Annotated in this window: 17 protein-coding genes, 1 tRNA gene and 1 other RNA gene; 13 read left to right on the forward strand and 6 right to left on the reverse strand. The window is 69.2% G+C overall.

Annotated elements, in window-relative coordinates:
* Window positions 1–129: 129 nt before the first annotated feature.
* From miaB to dapF, 4 genes are all read left to right on the forward strand, one after another.
* On the forward strand, window positions 130–1,677 hold the full coding sequence (gene miaB / locus AC3RXY_RS08170) for a tRNA (N6-isopentenyl adenosine(37)-C2)-methylthiotransferase MiaB (RefSeq protein ID WP_491510403.1): 1,548 nt from the start codon (window positions 130–132) through the stop codon (window positions 1,675–1,677).
* Between the two features lie 70 nt (window positions 1,678–1,747).
* Entirely contained in the window at window positions 1,748–2,674 is a 927-nt protein-coding gene (gene miaA, locus AC3RXY_RS08175; RefSeq protein ID WP_491510404.1) for a tRNA (adenosine(37)-N6)-dimethylallyltransferase MiaA, read from the forward strand.
* Entirely contained in the window at window positions 2,671–3,093 is a 423-nt protein-coding gene (locus AC3RXY_RS08180; protein ID WP_491510405.1) for a GNAT family acetyltransferase, read from the forward strand. Before miaA ends, AC3RXY_RS08180 begins: the two co-directional genes overlap by 4 nt.
* Window positions 3,094–3,229: 136 nt before the next feature.
* A complete protein-coding gene (gene dapF / locus AC3RXY_RS08185) occupies window positions 3,230–4,090 on the forward strand; it encodes a diaminopimelate epimerase (RefSeq protein ID WP_491510406.1) in 861 nt (286 codons plus the stop codon).
* A 26-nt stretch (window positions 4,091–4,116) separates the two neighbouring features.
* Here the strand turns inward: dapF and AC3RXY_RS08190 are convergent, their stop codons facing one another.
* Window positions 4,117–4,731: a class I SAM-dependent methyltransferase gene (locus AC3RXY_RS08190; protein WP_491510407.1), complete on the reverse strand. Its 615-nt coding sequence runs from the start codon at window positions 4,729–4,731 to the stop codon at window positions 4,117–4,119.
* A 139-nt stretch (window positions 4,732–4,870) separates the two neighbouring features.
* Here AC3RXY_RS08190 and hflX point away from each other — a divergent pair, with 139 nt between their 5' ends.
* Window positions 4,871–6,382 carry a GTPase HflX gene (gene hflX, locus AC3RXY_RS08195; RefSeq protein WP_491510408.1) on the forward strand — a complete coding sequence of 504 codons (1,512 nt, stop codon included), beginning with the start codon at window positions 4,871–4,873 and terminating at the stop codon, window positions 6,380–6,382.
* A gap of 66 nt (window positions 6,383–6,448) precedes the next feature.
* On the opposite strand, the gene AC3RXY_RS08200 is transcribed toward hflX, so the two are convergent.
* The 3 genes from AC3RXY_RS08200 to AC3RXY_RS08210 form a co-directional block, all read right to left on the reverse strand.
* Complete coding sequence (locus AC3RXY_RS08200) at window positions 6,449–7,120, reverse strand: SIMPL domain-containing protein (RefSeq protein WP_491510409.1); 672 nt, start codon at window positions 7,118–7,120, stop codon at window positions 6,449–6,451.
* Window positions 7,121–7,200: 80 nt separating this feature from the next.
* Entirely contained in the window at window positions 7,201–8,040 is an 840-nt protein-coding gene (locus AC3RXY_RS08205) for a hypothetical protein (RefSeq protein WP_498224576.1), read from the reverse strand.
* Complete coding sequence (locus tag AC3RXY_RS08210; protein WP_491510411.1) at window positions 8,034–8,555, reverse strand: hypothetical protein; 522 nt, start codon at window positions 8,553–8,555, stop codon at window positions 8,034–8,036. The genes AC3RXY_RS08205 and AC3RXY_RS08210 overlap by 7 nt, the downstream gene beginning before the upstream one ends.
* A 205-nt stretch (window positions 8,556–8,760) precedes the next feature.
* On the opposite strand from AC3RXY_RS08210, the gene ssrA reads away from it, so the two are divergent.
* The 7 genes from ssrA to AC3RXY_RS08245 all read left to right on the forward strand — a co-directional run bounded on the left by ssrA (window position 8,761) and on the right by AC3RXY_RS08245 (window position 16,532).
* Window positions 8,761–9,130: a transfer-messenger RNA gene (gene ssrA / locus AC3RXY_RS08215) on the forward strand.
* A 140-nt stretch (window positions 9,131–9,270) separates the two neighbouring features.
* Window positions 9,271–9,957, forward strand: a complete 687-nt coding sequence (locus AC3RXY_RS08220; RefSeq protein WP_491510412.1) for a TetR/AcrR family transcriptional regulator — start codon at window positions 9,271–9,273, stop codon at window positions 9,955–9,957.
* Window positions 9,957–12,584: an ABC transporter ATP-binding protein/permease gene (locus AC3RXY_RS08225; RefSeq protein WP_491510413.1), complete on the forward strand. Its 2,628-nt coding sequence runs from the start codon at window positions 9,957–9,959 to the stop codon at window positions 12,582–12,584. The genes AC3RXY_RS08220 and AC3RXY_RS08225 overlap by 1 nt, the downstream gene beginning before the upstream one ends.
* Complete coding sequence (locus AC3RXY_RS08230) at window positions 12,581–14,314, forward strand: ABC transporter ATP-binding protein (RefSeq protein WP_491510414.1); 1,734 nt, start codon at window positions 12,581–12,583, stop codon at window positions 14,312–14,314. The genes AC3RXY_RS08225 and AC3RXY_RS08230 overlap by 4 nt, the downstream gene beginning before the upstream one ends.
* 157 nt (window positions 14,315–14,471) lie before the next feature.
* On the forward strand, window positions 14,472–14,969 hold the full coding sequence (gene tpx / locus AC3RXY_RS08235) for a thiol peroxidase (protein WP_491510415.1): 498 nt from the start codon (window positions 14,472–14,474) through the stop codon (window positions 14,967–14,969).
* Window positions 14,970–14,972: 3 nt separating this feature from the next.
* Window positions 14,973–15,755, forward strand: a complete 783-nt coding sequence (locus tag AC3RXY_RS08240) for a siderophore-interacting protein (protein ID WP_491510416.1) — start codon at window positions 14,973–14,975, stop codon at window positions 15,753–15,755.
* Between the two features lie 30 nt (window positions 15,756–15,785).
* The gene (locus AC3RXY_RS08245) at window positions 15,786–16,532 is read left to right on the forward strand and encodes an ABC transporter permease (RefSeq protein WP_491510417.1); all 747 of its coding nucleotides are present in this window, start codon (window positions 15,786–15,788) and stop codon (window positions 16,530–16,532) included.
* Between the two features lie 27 nt (window positions 16,533–16,559).
* Here the strand turns inward: AC3RXY_RS08245 and AC3RXY_RS08250 are convergent, their stop codons facing one another.
* Both AC3RXY_RS08250 and AC3RXY_RS08255 read right to left on the reverse strand, forming a co-directional pair.
* Window positions 16,560–17,102, reverse strand: coding sequence for a hypothetical protein (locus AC3RXY_RS08250; protein WP_491510431.1), 543 nt, complete (start codon window positions 17,100–17,102; stop codon window positions 16,560–16,562).
* Window positions 17,102–17,908 carry an inositol monophosphatase family protein gene (locus tag AC3RXY_RS08255; protein ID WP_491510418.1) on the reverse strand — a complete coding sequence of 269 codons (807 nt, stop codon included), beginning with the start codon at window positions 17,906–17,908 and terminating at the stop codon, window positions 17,102–17,104. Before AC3RXY_RS08255 ends, AC3RXY_RS08250 begins: the two co-directional genes overlap by 1 nt.
* An 89-nt stretch (window positions 17,909–17,997) precedes the next feature.
* Between AC3RXY_RS08255 and AC3RXY_RS08260 the strand changes: the two genes are divergently transcribed.
* Window positions 17,998–18,073, forward strand: a tRNA-Lys gene (locus tag AC3RXY_RS08260).
* The last annotated feature ends 40 nt before the right edge of the window (window positions 18,074–18,113 follow it).

The raw sequence follows: 18,113 nt of genomic DNA on the forward strand, positions 1-18,113 counted from the left end.
TCGCTTTCGTATCGAGGATCGGCGTTCGCACCGTTTCTCCCACGCTAAGCGGACCCCTCGGCTCGTCGCATCCGACCTGAGGGGGATATCCGGGTCGTTCCGGGCCATGCCTCGTAGAATGGGGCGATCATGTCCTCTCCCTCCGCGACCCCTACGCTGATCGAGCCGTCCGCCGCCGCGCGCGGCTCCGATGGCCACACGCGCACCTATGAGGTGCGCACCTTCGGCTGCCAGATGAACGTCCACGACTCCGAGCGCCTGTCCGGCTCGCTCGAGAGCGCCGGCTATGTGCGCGCCGCCGAGTCCGACGCTGCCGACATCGTCGTCATCAACACCTGCGCGGTGCGCGACAACGCCGCAGGCAAGCTCTACGGCACCCTCGGGCACCTCAAGGCGCGCAAGGACCGCAACCCCGACATGCAGATCGCGGTGGGCGGATGCCTGGCGCAGATGGACAAGGACGCCGTGCAGCAGAAGGCTCCGTGGGTCGATGTGGTGTTCGGTACGCACAACATGGGCTCGCTGCCGTCGCTCCTCGAGCGCGCGCGCCACAACGGCGAAGCCGAGCTGGAGATCCTGGAGGCGCTCGAGGTCTTTCCGAGCACCCTGCCCACCAAACGGGACTCCGCGCACAGCGGGTGGGTGTCGATCTCGGTCGGCTGCAACAACACGTGTACGTTCTGCATCGTGCCGTCGCTGCGCGGCAAGGAGAAGGATCGCCGCCCCGGCGACATCCTCAACGAGATCCGGCTGCTCGTGGAGGACGGCGCGATCGAGGTCACCCTCCTCGGACAGAACGTGAACTCCTACGGCGTCGAGTTCGGCGACCGCCAGGCGTTCGGCAAGCTGCTGCGCGCGGCGGGCGAGATCGACGGTCTCGAGCGCATCCGCTTCACATCGCCCCACCCGGCCGCGTTCACGGACGACGTGATCGATGCGATGGCGGAGACGCCGGCCGTCATGCCGCAGCTGCACATGCCGCTGCAATCGGGCAGCGACCGCATCCTCCGTGCGATGCGTCGCTCCTACCGCAGTGATCGGTTCCTCGGCATTCTCGACAGGGTTCGGGCGAAGATCCCGCACGCGGCGATCACCACCGACATCATCGTGGGCTTCCCCGGGGAGACCGAGGACGACTTCCAGGAGACGCTGCGCGTGGTCGAAGCGGCGCGTTTCTCCGCGGCGTTCACGTTCCAGTACTCCATCCGCGAGGGCACTCCGGCGGCCACGATGGCCGATCAGGTTCCGAAGGACGTGGTGCAGGAGCGCTACGAGCGACTCATCGCGCTGCAGGAGCGCATCAGCCTGGAGGAGAACCAGAAGCAGGTCGGGCGCGAGCTCGCGGTGCTCGTCTCCGTCGGCGAGGGCAAGAAGGACGCCGAGACGCACCGGCTCACCGGTCGTGCCGAGGACAACAGGCTCGTGCACTTCCAGATTCCCGCAGGCTCGGCGCTGCCCCGCCCTGGCGATGTGGTGACCGTTCGGATCACGCACGGCGCGCCGTTCCACCTGCTCGCGGACGACCCCACCGGTGCGCCGTTGCGCATCCGGCGCACGCGCGGCGGCGATGCCTGGGATCGCTCGCAGGCCGAGTCGTGCGGTGCTCCGGCGCCTGCCGGCGCGGATGTCCCCCGTCCGGTGCGCCTGGGGCTGCCCACGCTGCGCATCGGCGTGTGACCGGAGGTATGGCAACGGCCGCGCCCTGCCCGCGGGGCGGGTTCTGCCATCGCCGGGACGGGGTGCCGCTATGACCGATCCGCAGCTGTGGGCTGTGGTCGGCGCCACGGGGACAGGCAAGAGCGATCTCTCCCTCGCCCTCGCCGAGCGGCTGCGGGCGTCGGGGCGTGCGGCGGAGATCGTCAACGCCGACGCGATGCAGTTGTATCGCGGGATGGACATCGGCACGGCGAAGCTCTCCCCGCAGGAGCGCCGCGGCATCGAGCATCATCTCTTCGACGTGCTGGATGTCACGACGGAGGCCAGCGTCGCCTGGTACCAGCCGCTCGCGCGTGAGACGATCACGCGGATCCAGGCCCGCGGTGCCGACGCGATCCTCGTCGGAGGGTCCGGGCTGTATGTGTCGAGCGTCATCCACGACTTCCGGTTTCCGCCGCGGGACCCCGCCCTGCGGGCGCGGCTGGAGCAGGAGCTGGCGGCGGAGGGGCCCGGCGCGCTGTACCTGCGGCTGCGGTCTGCCGACCCCGATACGGCGGCGCGGGTCGATCCGCACAACGGGCGGCGCATCGTCCGTGCGCTCGAAGTGCTCGCGCAGGGGGCGCAGACGCACGGCGCAGCCCTCCCTGATTCGCCCGTACTGTGGCACCCGGCGACCAGGGTCGTCGGCGTGCACGTCGACCGCCCGGAGCTCGTGGAGCGGCTGGACCGGCGCGTGGAGCGGATGTGGGCCGACGGCCTGCTCGCCGAGGTCACCGGGCTGCGGGAAGCAGGCTTGGAGCGGGGCGTCACCGCGTCGCGGGCGATCGGATATGCACAGGCCCTGGCGCAACTCACCGGTGCGCTGACCGCGGAGGAGGCCATCGAACAGACACAGGCCCTCACCCGACGCTACGCGCGGCGGCAGGCGTCGTGGTTCCGGCGTTACCCGGAGACGACATGGGTCCGGCCGGGCGAGACAGCTCTCGACGATGTCCTCAGTGAGGAAGGTGACGGATGACGATTCGTGTCCGACCGTTTGACGGTGCAGACGCGGACGCGGTGGTCGCGCTGTGGCGCGAAGCGGGGTTGACCAGGCCGTGGAACGACCCGTATGCCGACATCCGCCGCAAGCTCATGGTGCAGCCGGAGCTGTTTCTGGTCGCCGATGACGACGGCACGGTGGTGGGTGCGGTGATGGCGGGCTACGACGGGCACCGCGGATGGCTGCACTATCTCGCCAGCGCGCCCGAGCGTCAGGGCGAGGGGATCGGGCGTGCGCTCGTCGCGGAGGCGGAGACCCGGCTGCGGGCGATGGGCTGCCCGAAGGTGCAGCTGATGGTGCGCGTCGAGAACGAGCGCGTGCTCGGCTTCTACGATGCCCTCGGCTATGAGCGCTTCGATGTCGCCAACACCGGAAAGCGTCTGATCGTCGACTGAGCGTCGTATCGGCCGTTTCCCAACTCAGGCAGAAGCACGCGCAACCCCCCGAAACCGGGTCTTGCGCGCCGCCGCCGGTGATTCTGCCGGAGATAGGGAATCGGAGCGGCCGGCTCGCGCCTCCTAGACTGGGTGCATGGTCGCATTCGCCAAGGGGCACGGCACAGGCAACGACTTCGTCATCATCGAGGATCCCGATGGCGAGCTCGAGGTGACCTCCGACCGGGTAGCGGCGGTGTGCGACCGCCACTTCGGCGTCGGCGCCGACGGGCTGCTGCGTGTCATCCGCACCTCGGCGCTGGCGATCGGCGACCCCGCCGAAGCGGAGTGGTTCATGGACTACCGCAACGCCGACGGATCGGTGGCGGAGATGTGCGGCAACGGCATCCGGGTCTTCGTGCACTACCTGCGCACCCGCGGTCTGATCGACATCGAACCGGGCGGATCGGTTCCCATCGGAACGCGCAACGGCGTGCTGGAGGTGACATACACCGAGGCCGGCGGGTATGAAGTCGATCTCGGCGTCTGGCGGCTCAGCGGCAACGACCCCCTGGCTCGCGCGGCCGGACTGGATGTGCCGCGCCCGGGGCTCGGCATCGACGTGGGCAACCCGCACGTCGTCGTCGCGCTTGCGTCGCATGACAAGCTCGCTGCCGTCGACCTCGCTCGCGGCCCGGAGCTTGCCCCGTTCCCCGACGGCGGCGCGAACGTGGAGTTCGTCGTTCCCGGCGATCCGCTGATCGTCGCCGGGATCGGCCGCGTCCGGATGCGTGTGTTCGAGCGTGGCGCAGGGGAGACCCTGAGCTGCGGCACCGGTGCGGCTGCGGCAGCGCTCGCGGTGCGCTACTGGGCCGGCGACAATGCGCCGGATGTCTGGGAGGTCGAGGTGCCCGGCGGCGTTCTCGGCGTGCGCGCGGTTGCGAGGGAGGACGGTGAGCACGTGCTGCTGTCGGGACCGGCGACCCTCGTCTTCCACGGGGAGATCCCGCTCGCCTGAGCGAGCGGCCCCGCCTGCGGTGCGTCTCAGGCCGTATGGCGGCGCACGCGCAGCACGCGATATCCGCGGCCGGTGGCCGCGCGTTGCACGTCATAGCCGGGGGCGAACGTCGCCGTGAGCCACTTCTGCAGGGAGTCGGCTCCGAGCTGGCGGGCGACCACCAGCCACGCGTCGCTGTGCGCCTCCATCCGCGGCAGCCACGTCTCCAGCATCCCGTGCAGTTCGTTCTTGCCGACCCTGATCGGAGGGTTCGACCGGATCGTGCGGAAGCGGACGTCGTCTGGCACGTCTTCTGGGCGCACCGCTTCGATGTTCGGCAGACCGAGCCGTGCGGCGTTGCGGCGCACCAGGTCGAGGGCACGCTCGTTGACATCGACCGCCCAGACCCGCGCGGCGGGGGAGGCGATGGCCAGGGCGATGCTCACCGGTCCCCACCCGCAGCCGAGGTCGAGGAAGTCGCCGTCGGCGGGCGCGGGTGGCGAGTTCGACAGCAGGACCGCGGTACCGGCGTCGAGGCGGTCGGGGCTGAAAACGCCGCCCGCTGTGGTCACCTCGACATCGCGGCCGGCGAGCGAGACGGTGATCTGCCGGAGGTTCTCGGCGCTCGCCGGAGACGCGGTGAAGTAGTGGTCGCTCGCCATACCGTGAGCGTACCGGAGCGGGGTGGATGCCACGGAAAGCACTACGCCCCCAGCGGACAGGCGCCACCCGCCATGACCACGCGGTTACAGTGGAGAGGCCCGGCGGCTCGCGGAAGAGCGTCGGGAGAGAAAGGAACGGATGACGCAGGCGACAGACGACACGCGCCAGAACGACGAGACCGTGGAGCGGGTGCTGGCAAACGCCGACCGCCGGGCAGACGTGCGCGTGTTCGGAGCGGCCCAGGCGCTGCAGGACGAGACGACGGTCGCGAGGGCCACCGCCGACGGCGATCAGTGGGACCTTGCGGACCGGCACGCGCTGAGGCGGGTTGCGGGTCTGTCGACGGAGCTCGAAGACGTCACAGAGGTCGAGTACCGACAGCTTCGTCTTGAACGCGTCGTCCTGGTGGGGGTGTACCCGCAGGGGGCGCAGACCGAGGCGGAGAACTCGTTGCGTGAGCTTGCTGCGCTCGCGGAGACCGCGGGTGCAGAGGTGCTCGACGGTCTGCTGCAGCGTCGACCCCACCCGGATGCCGCGACGTATCTCGGTCGCGGAAAGGCCGAGGAGCTGCGCGACATCGTCGCAGCTGTCGGGGCGGACACGGTCATCGCTGACACAGAGCTCGCGGCGTCGCAGCGTCGCGCTCTCGAGGACGTCGTGAAGGTCAAGGTCATCGACCGGACCACCGTCATCCTCGACATCTTCAGCCAGCACGCGAAGAGCCGGGAGGGCAAGGCCCAGGTCGAGCTCGCACAGCTCGAATATCTGCTTCCGCGTCTGCGCGGCTGGGGCGAGTCGATGAGCCGTCAGGCCGGTGGTCAGGTCGGCGCGGGCGGTGCGGGCATGGGGTCGCGTGGCCCTGGTGAGACGAAGATCGAGCTGGATCGTCGCCGTATCCGCACCCGGATGGCGCAGCTGCGCCGGCAGATCCGCGACTTTGCTCCGGCGCGCGATGCGAAGAGGTCGGAGCGCAAGCGCAATGCGATTCCCTCGGTCGCTGTCGCGGGCTACACCAACGCGGGCAAATCGAGCCTGCTCAACGCTCTCACGAGCGCGGGTGTGCTCGTGGAGAACGCCCTGTTCGCGACGCTCGACGCGACGGTGCGGCGGTCGGAGACGTCCGACGGACGCGTCTACACCCTCACCGATACCGTGGGCTTCGTGCGCAACCTGCCGCACCAGCTGGTCGAGGCGTTCCGCTCGACGCTCGAGGAGGTCGGCGACGCTGACGTGGTCGTGCATGTCGTCGACGGCTCGCACCCGGATCCCGCCGGTCAGCTCCAGACGGTGCGCGACGTGATGGGCGACGTCGGGGCACGCGATGTCCCCGAACTCGTGGTGTTCAGCAAGGCCGATCTGGTGAGTGACGACGAGCGTCTGCTGCTGCGCGGTCTCGAACCGAAGGCGCTGTTCTTCTCGGCTCGAACGGGCGAGGGGATCGACGCGTTGCGCGCAGCGATCGAGCAGGCGCTGCCGCTGCCGGCGGTCGAACTGCGCGCGGTGGTGCCCTATGACCGGGGCGACCTGGTCTCGGCCATTCATGAGACCGGGATGCTGCTGTCCTCCGAGTTCGTCGAGGAGGGTACGGCCGTCCACGCACGCGTTTCGGAGCGTCTGGCTGCCGAGCTCGCCCCGTTCGTCATGGCGTGACGGGCGCGGCGCGCTCGCGCGACTGACCGGCGCGGGCGTGCGGGGTCAGGCGCGCTGCGCGGCCGATCAGCGTGCCGTGAACCGTGCCTCGACGGCGGCTGAGACGACGATCTCTTGCGGCTGCAGGGAGAGCGACGAACCGCTGTCGAAAGCAGCGGATCGCGCCATCATGGGCCGTCCGCCGGACTCGGTGTGGCCGAGCAGGCCGAGGTCGGCGATCTCGCGCGGCTCGATGGAGCGAAGGCCGAGTGCCTTTCCATAGGCGCTTGCGCGGGTGACGGCGACGCCGACCGCGCGGGCTGCCGCCTCCTGCTCTGCGGTGGTGCGCGAGGACGGTGTCAGGCTCCAGGCGATGCCGCCGATCTCGATGCGGTCGAGCGCCGAGACGTCGGCGACCCAGAGGGACAGCGCGGCTGCGTCGGCGAAGGATACCGAGAACTCGATGTCGACGTGATAGATCGGCGCGAGGCGTGCCCCGTCGTTGGTCCATGGGCGCTCTGCGCGCACGGCGGCCTGCTGGCTGTGCCATTCGACCACGGCGTCGCCGGCCTCGGCCACCGCATCGCGTACCTTCTGTGCGGCGTCGAGTGCGTCCCGGAGCACGCTCTCGCGCTCCGGGCCTTCGCCGCGCACGGTGAGCTGGGCGGTGCCGCGCTCGGGCTGCAGTCGCAGCTCATGCTCGCCGCGCACGGTGATGGTGACTTCGCCCGGAACCGAGGCCTCTGCGTTCTCGCTCATGGGGCGACTCTAGTTCTGGATGCTGTGGGTCCGTCGTGTGACCGGGCGGCGGCGCGCGTCGCTCTGGGGGACACGTGGTCTCAACATCCCACGCCGGCGGGGTCCTCGTGGCAGGTGTGGTGGACGAGGGCGGCATGGGCTTCGTAGACGCGGAAGGTCGTCGTCGTGGGGGCGGTGGCGATGGTGCCGTTGATCGGTATCCATCCGGTGCCGAGGTCGATGGCGGCGTTGTATCTGACTGTCGCGGTGACGGTGTGTGTGCCGCGGTCCCGGTAGGTGTGGCTGGTGTCTGTCTCGGTGAAGGGGCTGTCGCCGGTGCTGTCCCAGCGGGCGCCGCCGGAAGAGGTGGTGCGGGTGGTGCCGTCGCCGTAGTCGATGTCGAACTGCTCGGGCGTGAACCGGACGCGCACGGTCCGGCCCAGCAGGACGGCGTCGATGACCTGGGTCGGGGCGTCGATGACGATGTTCGTGGGGCGTCGGGCCACCCCGATGCCCACGGGTTCAATGAGGATTTCGCCGGCTTGGGGCACGAACTCCGCCAGGTCGGTGATGGTCACGGCAGGGGTGACAGTGGTCTCGCTCTCGGCAGGAGCCGGCTCATCCACGGGCGCTGACGGTGTACGTCGGCATGCCATTCTCCCCGCGACCTCGACGCATTCGGTCACCCCCGGGCGTGCCCCCGCGCCGGGACCGGAAGCATCGGACTCTCCTGGCGACCAGCTGGCTTCAGCGTCGGGCGATTCCTCATCTGCGCTCGGCAGCGCACCGAACTCCGCAGCACCAGGCACCGATTCACTCAACTCAACGAACACCGAAGACGGCCCCGCACACACGCCCAGGACGATGTCGTTGTGGCTACACTCCTGGCTTGATGCGGCCAAGAATGCGGAAGTCAGCAAGACCGTGAGCTCGATCAGCACGGGTCCTCCTCTGGTGTCTGCGAGTCGCTGATGACGAATGCGCCGTTTCGGACAACGAACACCACTTCTAGTGCGGAGCGCGCTGGACGTTGGCTTGGAGTGACATCATTTCCCTGCTTATCGATCAGGGTGGTGTTGCTCACGTCGATACATACGTATGCTCTTACCCTGGGCAGGCCCGGACCCAGCTGCGCCTCGATGGGCGCAAAAGAAGTCACAGAGGTGTCGCCTCGAATCAGAACGCCGAGGTCTGCGATCCTCTCGGCTGAAGCTATCTCATGCGCGAGCGCATCGCTGGCGAGGAAGCTTGTTGGGTCGTCGCCACCATCTACACCGTTGTTACGAGCGTTGATCGCGGCGTTGTACGCCCGATAGGTCTCCTCGGCCGCGGCGAAGGCCGCATCCTCGCTCGCGAACAGGGGAGTGGGGCTGGGAGCCGGGGGCTCGGATGTGGGGGTGCATCCGGCGATGGCGGCAGCGGCGGCGACGGTGGCGATCAAGCGTGGGACGTGCATGCCCATCACGGTAGGCGCCCGCCGCGTCGCAGAATCGGTTATCCACAGATCGATCTGCGACAGGTCTCGGCGGCCGGAAGCATGGCGGTGATGGCGTTCGTGTTGTAGTCTGGGATGCTGGGGTGTTCCCACACCCATGGCTCCCGGTTCATCCGGGTGACAACTCCACAGCGTGCAAGAGCGGCTGCTTCACCACGAAGCGCACGGGGCTGATCGGTTTCGACAGCGCCTGTGAATCCACGAGAAGCGGGCCGAGGATACAGGGTTATCTCGTTAACGCTCCCTGTAAACCAATAAGTGCCGAATCCAAGCGCACTGACTTCGCCCTCGCTGCATAAGCGAGCCCGATAGTCCGTCAGACCGTATGTGATTCCGATACGGATCCTGGCGTCATTTAGGAATCTTGCTGCGTGGCGGCGTCTGGACGTCACGTGGGACTCTTCCCAGGCTGGGCTTGTCGACTTAGGTGTCTGTGACAAAGGTCGGAGCCGAGTAGAACGTCTGCACAGACTGCGCCCGGAGAAGGCGTGGAGACTCAGCGTTGGACGGGGGTTCGATTCCCCCCAGCTCCACGACGCTCTTGCACATCGGAGTCACGAAGGCCGCCCCCATCCGGGGGCGGCCTTCGTCGTTCCGGGCAGGACGCGCCCTTCCTCTCCCGATCGGATGTAGGTTAGGATGCCCTTTGTTGAAGGCTCTAACTTAGGGAGTGGACGTGGTGAGGATCGGCGGGCGGCCGCGTCGCATCGACGAAGCAGACATCATCCGCGTCGGTCGCGAGCTGGGCATGCGCCGGCTCAGCCTGAACGCCGTCGCCGAGCATCTCGGGGTCAGCGCCACCGCGCTGTACCGCCATGTCGACGGCCGGTGGGGGCTGGAACAGCTGGTGGGGGAGAGTCTGCTCGCCGACCTGACCCTGGCCGACGATCCGTCGCACGACCTCACGCAGCACCTGGTGTCGTTCGGGATGCTGCTGCGTGCGCACACGCTGTCCTACCCGGGCCTGGCGTCCTACCTGCAGACGCTGTTCCCGCGCGGCGACGCCGGGCGGCGCCTGCTCGCGGACGAGACGAAGATGCTGGAGCGGCGTGGATACACCTCCGATGCGGCAATCGTGCTCTGCGGAGCGGTCGCCTCGATCGCGATCGGCTATGCCGCCGCCGAGGATCTGCAGCGTGAGCGCGCGGACGGCATCGACGCCGTTCGTGCGAGCGCCACCGCGGCACTCGTCGCCCATGAGCAGCTCGGCGAAGCACATCGGCGGCTTCCGCAGGTCGACGCCGACGCCTATGTGGAGCTCATCATGACCGCGGTGGTCCGCGGGCTGCTGTCCGCGGCGCCTCCGGGACGCCCTGTCGAAGACGTGGTCGCCGATCTGCGGACGACCGGAGAGAGGATCTGATGGCGAAGAGAGGGTTCCAGGGGGCCGTGATCCGCGGCTTCGGCGGGCGCGATCACGAGGCCACCGTAACCGAGACGGAGCGTCTCGCGCCGTCGTTCCTGCGCGTGCGAATGACATCGCCGACGCTGTTCGACGACATCCAGGCTGTGCCGACGGCGTGGTTGCGGTTCTGGTTCCCCGACCCCGATGGGCGCGACGTCGAGCATCAGCGGGCGTACACGATCAGCGAGGCGGACGAGGCCACCGGCGCCTTCGCGGTCGATTTCGTGCTGCATGAGCCGGCCGGCCCGGCATCCGCGTGGGCGGTGACCGCCGAACCGGGCACGACCATCGCGGTCACGAGCATGGGCTCGTCGAAGTTCGAGCTCCCGGACGAGCTGCCCGCCGGGTACCTCCTGATCGGCGACTCCGCTTCGATCCCGGCGATCACCGGCATTCTGCAGACCATCCCGGACGAACTGCCGATCGAGCTCTATCTCGAGGAGCACAGCCCGGATGATCGGCTCATCCCGCTCCCGACGCACCCGCGGCTGCACACGCACTGGGTCGCCCGCCGCGGCCCGGCGTCCCTTGCTGATGCGATCGCCGCAGAAGACTGGTCCGACTGGTATGCGTGGGTCGCGCCGGAGTCCGGCTCCCTCAAGCACCTGAGAGCGCGTCTGAAGGGTGAGTTCGGCTTCCCCAAGTCGGAGCAGCACCTGCAGGCCTACTGGATGCACGGCCGAGCCATGGGCACGCTGCGGACATCGGGCGAGCCGGAGGTGGAACAGGAGGCGGAGAGCGTCTCCGAGCAGCCCGAAGGCGCGACCACGAGCACGGGCGGGGAGGCTGTCACCGCGGCGGGGCCGACCCCGCGCGGCACCTGGCGAGCGCAGGCCGCGGGGCGGCTTCTGGCGCCGCTGCGACCGCGCCTGATCGTCGCGGGGGTGCTGCAGACGATCATCACGCTGGTGCAGCTGGCGCCGTTCGTGCTGCTCGCCGAACTGGGCCGGCTGATGCTGATCGGCGCCGAGCCGGCGGCGCTGTGGACGGTCGGCATCTGGGCCGTTGCGCTCATGACGGCCGGGGCCCTCCTCGCCACCCTGCTCCTGCTGTGGTTGCACGCCGTCGACGCGCGCTTCGAGCGCGACTTGCGTCAGCGGCTGCTCGGCACGCTCGCGCGCGTGCCGCTCGGCTGGTTCGACGCCCGGGGATCGGGTCAGGTGAAGCAGCTGGTGCAGGACGACACCCTCGCCCTGCACTATCTGGTCACCCACGCGGTGCCCGACGCCGTCGCTGCGGTCGTCGCCCCGGTCGCTGTGCTGGTGTATCTGTTCGCCGTCGACTGGCGTATCGCGCTCGTGCTCTTCGTCCCGGTGCTGATCTACGTGGTGACCATGACGATCATGCTGGTCCAGTCCGGGTCGAAGACCTCGCAGGCGCTGCGCTGGGCGGAGCGGATGAACGGCGAGGCCGCCGGATACCTGGAGGGGCAGCCCGTCGTGCGGGTGTTCGGGGGCGCCGCGGCATCGACTTTCCGTGCTCGGCTGGGGGAGTACATCGGCTTCCTCGACGCCTGGCAGCGCCCGTTCACTCGCCAGAAGGCGGTGATGGACATGGCCACCCGGTCGACGACATCGCTCCTGCTGATCGTCCTGTTGGGCGCTCTGCTGATCACGGGGGGCGCGATGCCTCCGGCCGACATCCTGCCGTTCCTGCTGCTCGGCACCACCTTCGGCGCCCGTCTCCTCGGTATCGGTTTCGGGCTGTCAGGTCTGCGCAGCGGCCTGCTCGCCGCGCGTCGTATCCAAGTCACGCTCGACGAACCTGTTCTGGAGACGGGCGACCACCCCGCTGCTGCGGCGCCGTCCGGGCGCGTGGAGTTCGACGCCGTCGGCTTCGCATACCGGCCGGGCGTCCCGGTGCTCGATGATGTGTCGCTCACGCTGGACCCGGGCACGGTGACCGCACTGGTCGGCCCGTCCGGGTCTGGCAAGTCGACGTTGGCGGCCCTCCTCGCGCGGTTCCACGACGTCGCCCGTGGCGCGATCCGCGTCGGAGGGGAAGACATCCGTTCGCTCAGCGCCGATGAGCTGTACGCGCGTGTTGGCTTCGTCTTCCAGCAGACGCAGCTCGTTCAGGGCACGGTGCGCGAGAACATCGCCCTCGCCGTGCCGGACGCAGATGACGCTCGCATCGAGCAGGCCGCGCGTGATGCGCAGATCCATGACCGGATCCTCCGGATGCCCGAGGGGTACGACACGGTGCTCGGCCCCGATGCTGCGCTGTCCGGCGGGGAACGCCAGCGTCTGAGCATCGCCCGCGCGCTGCTCGCCGACACACCCGTCCTCGTGCTCGATGAGGCAACCGCCTTCGCCGACCCGGAGTCGGAGTATCTCGTGCAGCAAGCCCTGAACCGGCTGACCGCAGGACGGACGGTCCTCGTGATCGCCCACCGCCTGCACACCATCACCGGCGTCGATCGCATCGTGGTGCTCGACCACGGCCGAGTCGCCGAGACCGGCACGCATGACGAGCTGCTGCGGCAGCGCGGTCGCTACCGGGCGCTGTGGGATGCCGACGGCGCCCATGCCGCTCACACCATGACGGCGGACGCCGACAACCGAGTCGAGGAGGACGCGCGATGATCCGGACCCTGATCTCCCTCCTGCCCCGCGAGGATCGGGGGCGCATCATGATGCACCTCGGGCTCACCGTGCTGAGCGTCGTTCTGCGTGCGGCGACGGCGGTCCTCCTGGTCCCGCTGCTCGCTGCGCTGTTCGGTGAGACGCCGGCCGAGGTCTGGCCATGGGTCGGCTGGTTCGCGCTCGCAGCGATCGCCGGCTGGCTCGTGGACTGGGCGATCGTGGAGCTGAGCTTCGCTCTCGGGTTCGATCTGCTCCAATCCGGTCAGCATGCCGTCGCCGACCGGATCGCCCGGATCCGGCTCGGCTGGTTCACCGCCGGGCGGACGGCGACGGCGCGGCAGGCGGTCGCGAGCACCGGACCCGAACTGGTCGGCATCATCGTCTACCTCATCGCGCCGCTCCTGGGGGCGGTTCTCCTGCCGATCGCGATCGCTCTGGCGATCATGCCGATCGCCTGGCAGCTGGGCCTCGTCGCGCTCGGGGGTGTGCCGCTGCTGCTCGGCAGCTATGTGGCCTCTGGCCGTTTGTCGCGCCGCGCGGATCACGCAGCCGCCGAGGCGAACAGCGCGCTCACCGAGCGCATCCTCGAGTTCGCCCGGACGCAGCACGCGTTGCGCGCGGCACGCCGGGTGGAGCCGGCCCGCAGCCACGTGGGCGACGCGCTCGCCGCACAGCACGGCGCGACGATGCGGCTGCTGCTCATGCAGATCCCCGGACAGATCCTGTTCAGCATCGCCAGCCAGGTCGCGCTGATCGCCCTGGCGGGGACGACGGTGGCGCTCGCCGTGGGCGGGGCAGTGAGCGTGCCGGAGGCGATCGGCCTGATCGTGGTCATCGCACGCTACCTCGAGCCGTTCACCACGCTCGCAGAGCTCAGTGGCGGCGTGGAGCCATCGCTGGTCACGCTGCGCCGCATCCGCGAGGTGCTGGAAGCTCCTGTCGCAGCATCGGGTGCGGCGTCCGCCGCGATCGACACCGCCCCGCGCATCGTGCTCACGGGGGTGACATTCGGGTACGGGGCGGACGCGCCGCCCGTCCTGGACCGGCTCGATCTCGTGCTCGAACCGGGCACGACCACCGCGATCGTCGGGCCGTCCGGGTCGGGGAAGAGCACCGTTCTCGCCCTGATCGCCGGGCTGCAGGAGCCGGACAGGGGGAGCGTGCTGATCGGCGACCAGGATGCCGTCGACCTCGACCCCGAGGAGCGTCGTGCGCTGGTGAGCATGGTGTTCCAGCATCCGTACCTGTTCGACGGGACGATTCGCGAGAACGCGCTCGTCGGTGATCCTGCCGCCTCCCCGGAGGCGCTCGCGGCGGTGGCCGCCCTCGCGCGCGTAGACACGGTGCTCACGCGCGTCGCGGACGGGTGGGACACCCGCGTCGGTGAGGCCGGTTCTGGGCTATCGGGTGGCGAGCGGCAGCGGGTCTCCATCGCACGGGCGCTGCTGAAGCCCGCACCCGTGCTCCTCGTCGACGAGGCCACGAGCGCACTCGACACCGAGAACGAGCGAGCGATCACGGCAGCGCTCACCGCGGATCCGCTGCCGCGGACCCGGGTGATCGTCGCGCATCGCCTGGCCAGTATTCGCACGGCGGACCGGGTGGTGCTGCTGGAAGAGGGTCGCATCGTCGAAGACGGCACGCTGGAGGAACTGCTCGCCGCCGGCGGACGGTTCGCCGAGTTCTGGCGGCAGCAGGACGCCGCGACCGGATGGCGGATCGGCGGCTGAGCGCGGTCTCGCACCAGAACAGGCGAACAGCACCAGAACAGGCGGAAGCCGGCGGAAGCCGCCTGTTCTGGTGCTGTTCGCCTGTTGCCGAGCCTGGTTGCCGACCGGGGGCGCCGATATCGCCCGCGATGTCGGCCGCCGGACTACAGTGAAAGTCATGGCCACCATCACGTTCCGCGGAACCCCTCTCACCACTGTCGGCGAGCTTCCCGAGGTCGGCTCGGAAGCTCCGGCGTTCGATCTCGTCGGCGCGGACCTCAGCCCGGTCTCATCGTCCGACTTCGCCGGAAAGCGCGTGGTGCTCAACATCTTCCCGTCGATCGACACCGGAACGTGCGCTGCGTCGGTTCGCCGGTTCAACGAGCTCGCCGCCGGTCTGGAGAACACGGTCGTGCTGGCCGTGTCGATGGACCTGCCCTTCGCGCACGGCCGCTTCTGCGGGGCGGAGGGCATCGACAACGTCGTGACGGCGTCGGCCTTCCGTTCCGGTTTCGGCCATGACTACGGCGTGACCCTCGCCGAAGGCCCGGTCGAGGGGCTGCTCACGCGCTCCGTCGTTGTGATCGGCACGGATGGTCGCGTCTCCTACACCCAGCTCGTGCCCGAGGTGGCCGATGAGCCCGACTATGACGCCGCCGTGGCGGAGCTGGTCTGACCGATGGCCCTCGCCTCTCGTACGTCCTCCCGCGCGCCGCGTCCCTCGATCGAACTCGAGGTGGTCGAGGCCTTCCAGCTGAGCCCGCACCTCGTGCGCGTGCGGCTGGGCGGCGCGGGATTTACCTCTTTCGAGGATCGTCCCGAGACCGACAAGTACGTCAAGCTGCGCTTCACGACGCCGGCGCCGGAGTCCCTTCCGGTCACGCGCACGTACACCGTCAGAGCAGTCGACACCGCCGTGGGCACGCTCGACCTGGACTTCGTCGTGCACGGCGACGAGGGGCTCGCCGGCCCCTGGGCGGCGGCCGCGAAGCCCGGCGACACGATCAGCTTCATGGGTCCCGGCGGCGGCTACCGTCCGGATGAGGATGCCGCCTGGTACCTGTTCGCGGGAGATCTCTCTGCGGTGCCGGCGATCGCGGCGGCCGTCGACGCCCTCCCGGCATCCGCGGTCGGCACTGTGCTGATCGAGGTCGATGCCGAGGACGCCGTGATCGATCTGAACGAGCCGGAAGGCATCGACGTCCGCTGGATCGTCTCTGACGCCCACGAGTCGGGTCTGCTCGCTGACATGGTGCGCGGGCTGGAGTGGCGCGACGGACGCGTCGACGTCTTCGCCCACGGTGAGCGTGAGTCGATGAAGGCGCTACGTCGCGTGCTCTTCGACGAGCGTGAGCTGGAACGCGCCCAGGTGTCGCTGTCCGGTTACTGGGCCCGCGGACGTACCGAGGACCGGTTCCAGGCGGAGAAGCGCGAGCCGATCGGACAGATCTTCCCTGGCTGACGCCGTGCCCGCTCCCGATAGGATCCGCGGGTGACGGATTCGTCGGCGCTTGTTTCGTCCCTCGGGGGCGTCGTCGCGCTCATGGCGATCACGACCATCGTGCTCTCGGCGGCCCGCGTGCCGGCCCGCTGGGAGCCGGTCATCGCCATTGCGCGTGGTGCTGTGCAACTCGCGGTGATCAGCGTGATCCTCACCGGGATCATCGCTGAACCGCGCTGGATCGCCGTCGCCCTGGGGATGATGTTCGTCATCGCGGCATCCGTCGCCACGGGACGTGCCGGTTGGTCGCTGAGCTCGGCGCTGATGATGTCGGTGTCGATCGGCGCCGGCGTGATCGTCGCGGTCGGGACGGTCTTCGCCACGGGGGCGCTGGAGCTCTCGCCGCGGTATGCGCTCGCCATCGGGGCGATCGTGATCGGCGGAGCGATGTCGGTTGCCGCGATGACGGCCCGGTTGTTCCGCGACGCCGCCGCCGACCACTGGGACGAGGTCGAAGGCTGGCTTGCGCTCGGTGCGACGCCGCGTATCGCGACGCTCGACCTCGCCCGACGCTCGATCGCGAATGCCCTCATTCCCTCGATCGATCAGACCAAGACGACGGGTCTGGTGGTGCTCCCGGGCGCGTTCGTGGGGGCGATCTTCGGTGGCATCTCGCCGTTGGAGGCCGGCCGGTTCCAGATCGTGGTGCTCGCGGCGATCATGGCGGCAGGCTCGCTCACCGCGGTTCTCGTGGCGACGTGGATGGGATCGATGCGCACGAAGCCGGTCTCCTCGTGAGCCCGCACCTCCCGTGGGCCGGATCGGTCAGCGCGGCCACTCGATGAGCAGCAGACCCTGTTTGGTGTCGGCGACCTTGACCCAGCCGTCGCCGAACAGATAGGTCATGCCGTACCCGTCGGCGTCCGGTTCGAGGGCGAGGTTCTCGGCGACCGTGATGTACCGGCCCGCCGGGCCGTCCTCCTGAAGCCAGCCTTGCGCGAGCAGGTCTTCCTGCGCCGCCGCGGCGGTCTCCTCATCGATGGGCGCCCAGCCGAACATCTGGCCGTGGGCGGTCGTTCCCGCGGTATCGGACCAGAAGCAGGTGATGCCTCCGCTCACCTCGGTCGCCCCGATGGTGAAGGGGCGTGGATCGGGCGACCAGTCGGCGCTCGTGAGGGCGGTGACCGTGCCGGGGGTCGTCAGAGTCGCGCAGCTGAGCTCCGCCTCGACGGTCGCCCCGGGGGTCGCTGCCGTGGTGCTCGCCGGGGCCTGGGCATCGGGTGTTCCCGGGGCGGCCTCCGGCGCGCACCCGGGGAGGAGGATCAGGAGGGCGGCGGCGACCAGAGCCAGTTGCGTGGTGTTTCTCATCACGTCCCGTCGGTGTGCAGGAGCTTCTGAAAGGCATCGTGGAGGACGCCGTTAGTGGCGAGTGTCGAGCCGGCGCTGATCGTCTCAGCGCCGTCGAAGGAGGTGAAGCTGCCGCCGGCCTCTCGGACGATCGGCACCGCCGCCGCGATGTCGTACTCCTTCACGTCGAACTCAGCGACCATCTCCAGACGCCCTTCGGCGAGCAGCATGTAGGAGAAGACGTCGCCGTACGCACGGTCTCGCCACACCGCCTCAGCCAGACGCAGCAGAGCCGGCAGCTGGCCGGCCTCAGCCCACTGCGTGATGCTCTGGAAACTGACACTCGCATCTGACACATCGGTCACGGCCGACACCGTGAGGCGGCGCGGCTCGGCGTCGGTCGTCGTCCAGGCGCCGAGTCCGGTCGCAGCCCACCAGCGGCGGCCGAGCGTTGGCATGCTGACCACACCCACCTGGGGGACGCCGTCGAGGGCGAGCGAGATCATGGTTCCCCACAGCGGCACGCCCCGGAGGAAGTTCGCGGTGCCGTCGATCGGGTCGATGACCCACTGCCGCGTGCTCTCGCCCTCCACGCCGAACTCCTCGCCGAAGACCCCGTCATCGGGGCGCTCTCCGGCGAGGATGCCGCGGATCGCCCGCTCGGTGGCCAGGTCGGCGTCGGTGACGTAGGAGCGGTCCGGCTTTGTCGAGATCGTCAGGTCTGTCGCGTCGAAACGGGGCAGCGACTGCGCGTCGGCAGCATCGGCGAGACGGAGCGCCAACGCGAGATCGGCGGAGAGATCGGGACGCGAGAGGGAGTCAGCCACGCCATCAGCGTAGCCGGGGGCCGGTTCCCGCGCCGATTTCGTATCGGAAGAATCCTTTGGTAACGTTGCTTCTCGGCCAGCACGGCCACGCACCTCTAGCTCAATCGGCAGAGCAACTGACTCTTAATCAGTGGGTTCTGGGTTCGAGTCCCAGGGGGTGCACCAGCACAACCAGAAGAAAAGCCCGGTCAGGACACTGTTCCTG

This window comes from Microbacterium longlingense, assembly GCF_058349825.2.

What these genes read in the sequence shown, in the direction of transcription:
- miaB (WP_491510403.1), top strand. Translation starts at nt 130, where the DNA reads ATGTCCTCTCCCTCCGCGACCCCTACGCTGATCGAGCCGTCCGCCGCC.
- miaA (WP_491510404.1), top strand. Translation starts at nt 1,748, where the DNA reads ATGACCGATCCGCAGCTGTGGGCTGTGGTCGGCGCCACGGGGACAGGC.
- AC3RXY_RS08180 (WP_491510405.1), top strand. Translation starts at nt 2,671, where the DNA reads ATGACGATTCGTGTCCGACCGTTTGACGGTGCAGACGCGGACGCGGTG.
- dapF (WP_491510406.1), top strand. Translation starts at nt 3,230, where the DNA reads ATGGTCGCATTCGCCAAGGGGCACGGCACAGGCAACGACTTCGTCATC.
- AC3RXY_RS08190 (WP_491510407.1), bottom strand. Translation starts at nt 4,731, where the DNA reads ATGGCGAGCGACCACTACTTCACCGCGTCTCCGGCGAGCGCCGAGAAC.
- hflX (WP_491510408.1), top strand. Translation starts at nt 4,871, where the DNA reads ATGACGCAGGCGACAGACGACACGCGCCAGAACGACGAGACCGTGGAG.
- AC3RXY_RS08200 (WP_491510409.1), bottom strand. Translation starts at nt 7,120, where the DNA reads ATGAGCGAGAACGCAGAGGCCTCGGTTCCGGGCGAAGTCACCATCACC.
- AC3RXY_RS08210 (WP_491510411.1), bottom strand. Translation starts at nt 8,555, where the DNA reads ATGCACGTCCCACGCTTGATCGCCACCGTCGCCGCCGCTGCCGCCATC.
- AC3RXY_RS08225 (WP_491510413.1), top strand. Translation starts at nt 9,957, where the DNA reads ATGGCGAAGAGAGGGTTCCAGGGGGCCGTGATCCGCGGCTTCGGCGGG.
- AC3RXY_RS08230 (WP_491510414.1), top strand. Translation starts at nt 12,581, where the DNA reads ATGATCCGGACCCTGATCTCCCTCCTGCCCCGCGAGGATCGGGGGCGC.
- tpx (WP_491510415.1), top strand. Translation starts at nt 14,472, where the DNA reads ATGGCCACCATCACGTTCCGCGGAACCCCTCTCACCACTGTCGGCGAG.
- AC3RXY_RS08240 (WP_491510416.1), top strand. Translation starts at nt 14,973, where the DNA reads ATGGCCCTCGCCTCTCGTACGTCCTCCCGCGCGCCGCGTCCCTCGATC.
- AC3RXY_RS08250 (WP_491510431.1), bottom strand. Translation starts at nt 17,102, where the DNA reads ATGAGAAACACCACGCAACTGGCTCTGGTCGCCGCCGCCCTCCTGATC.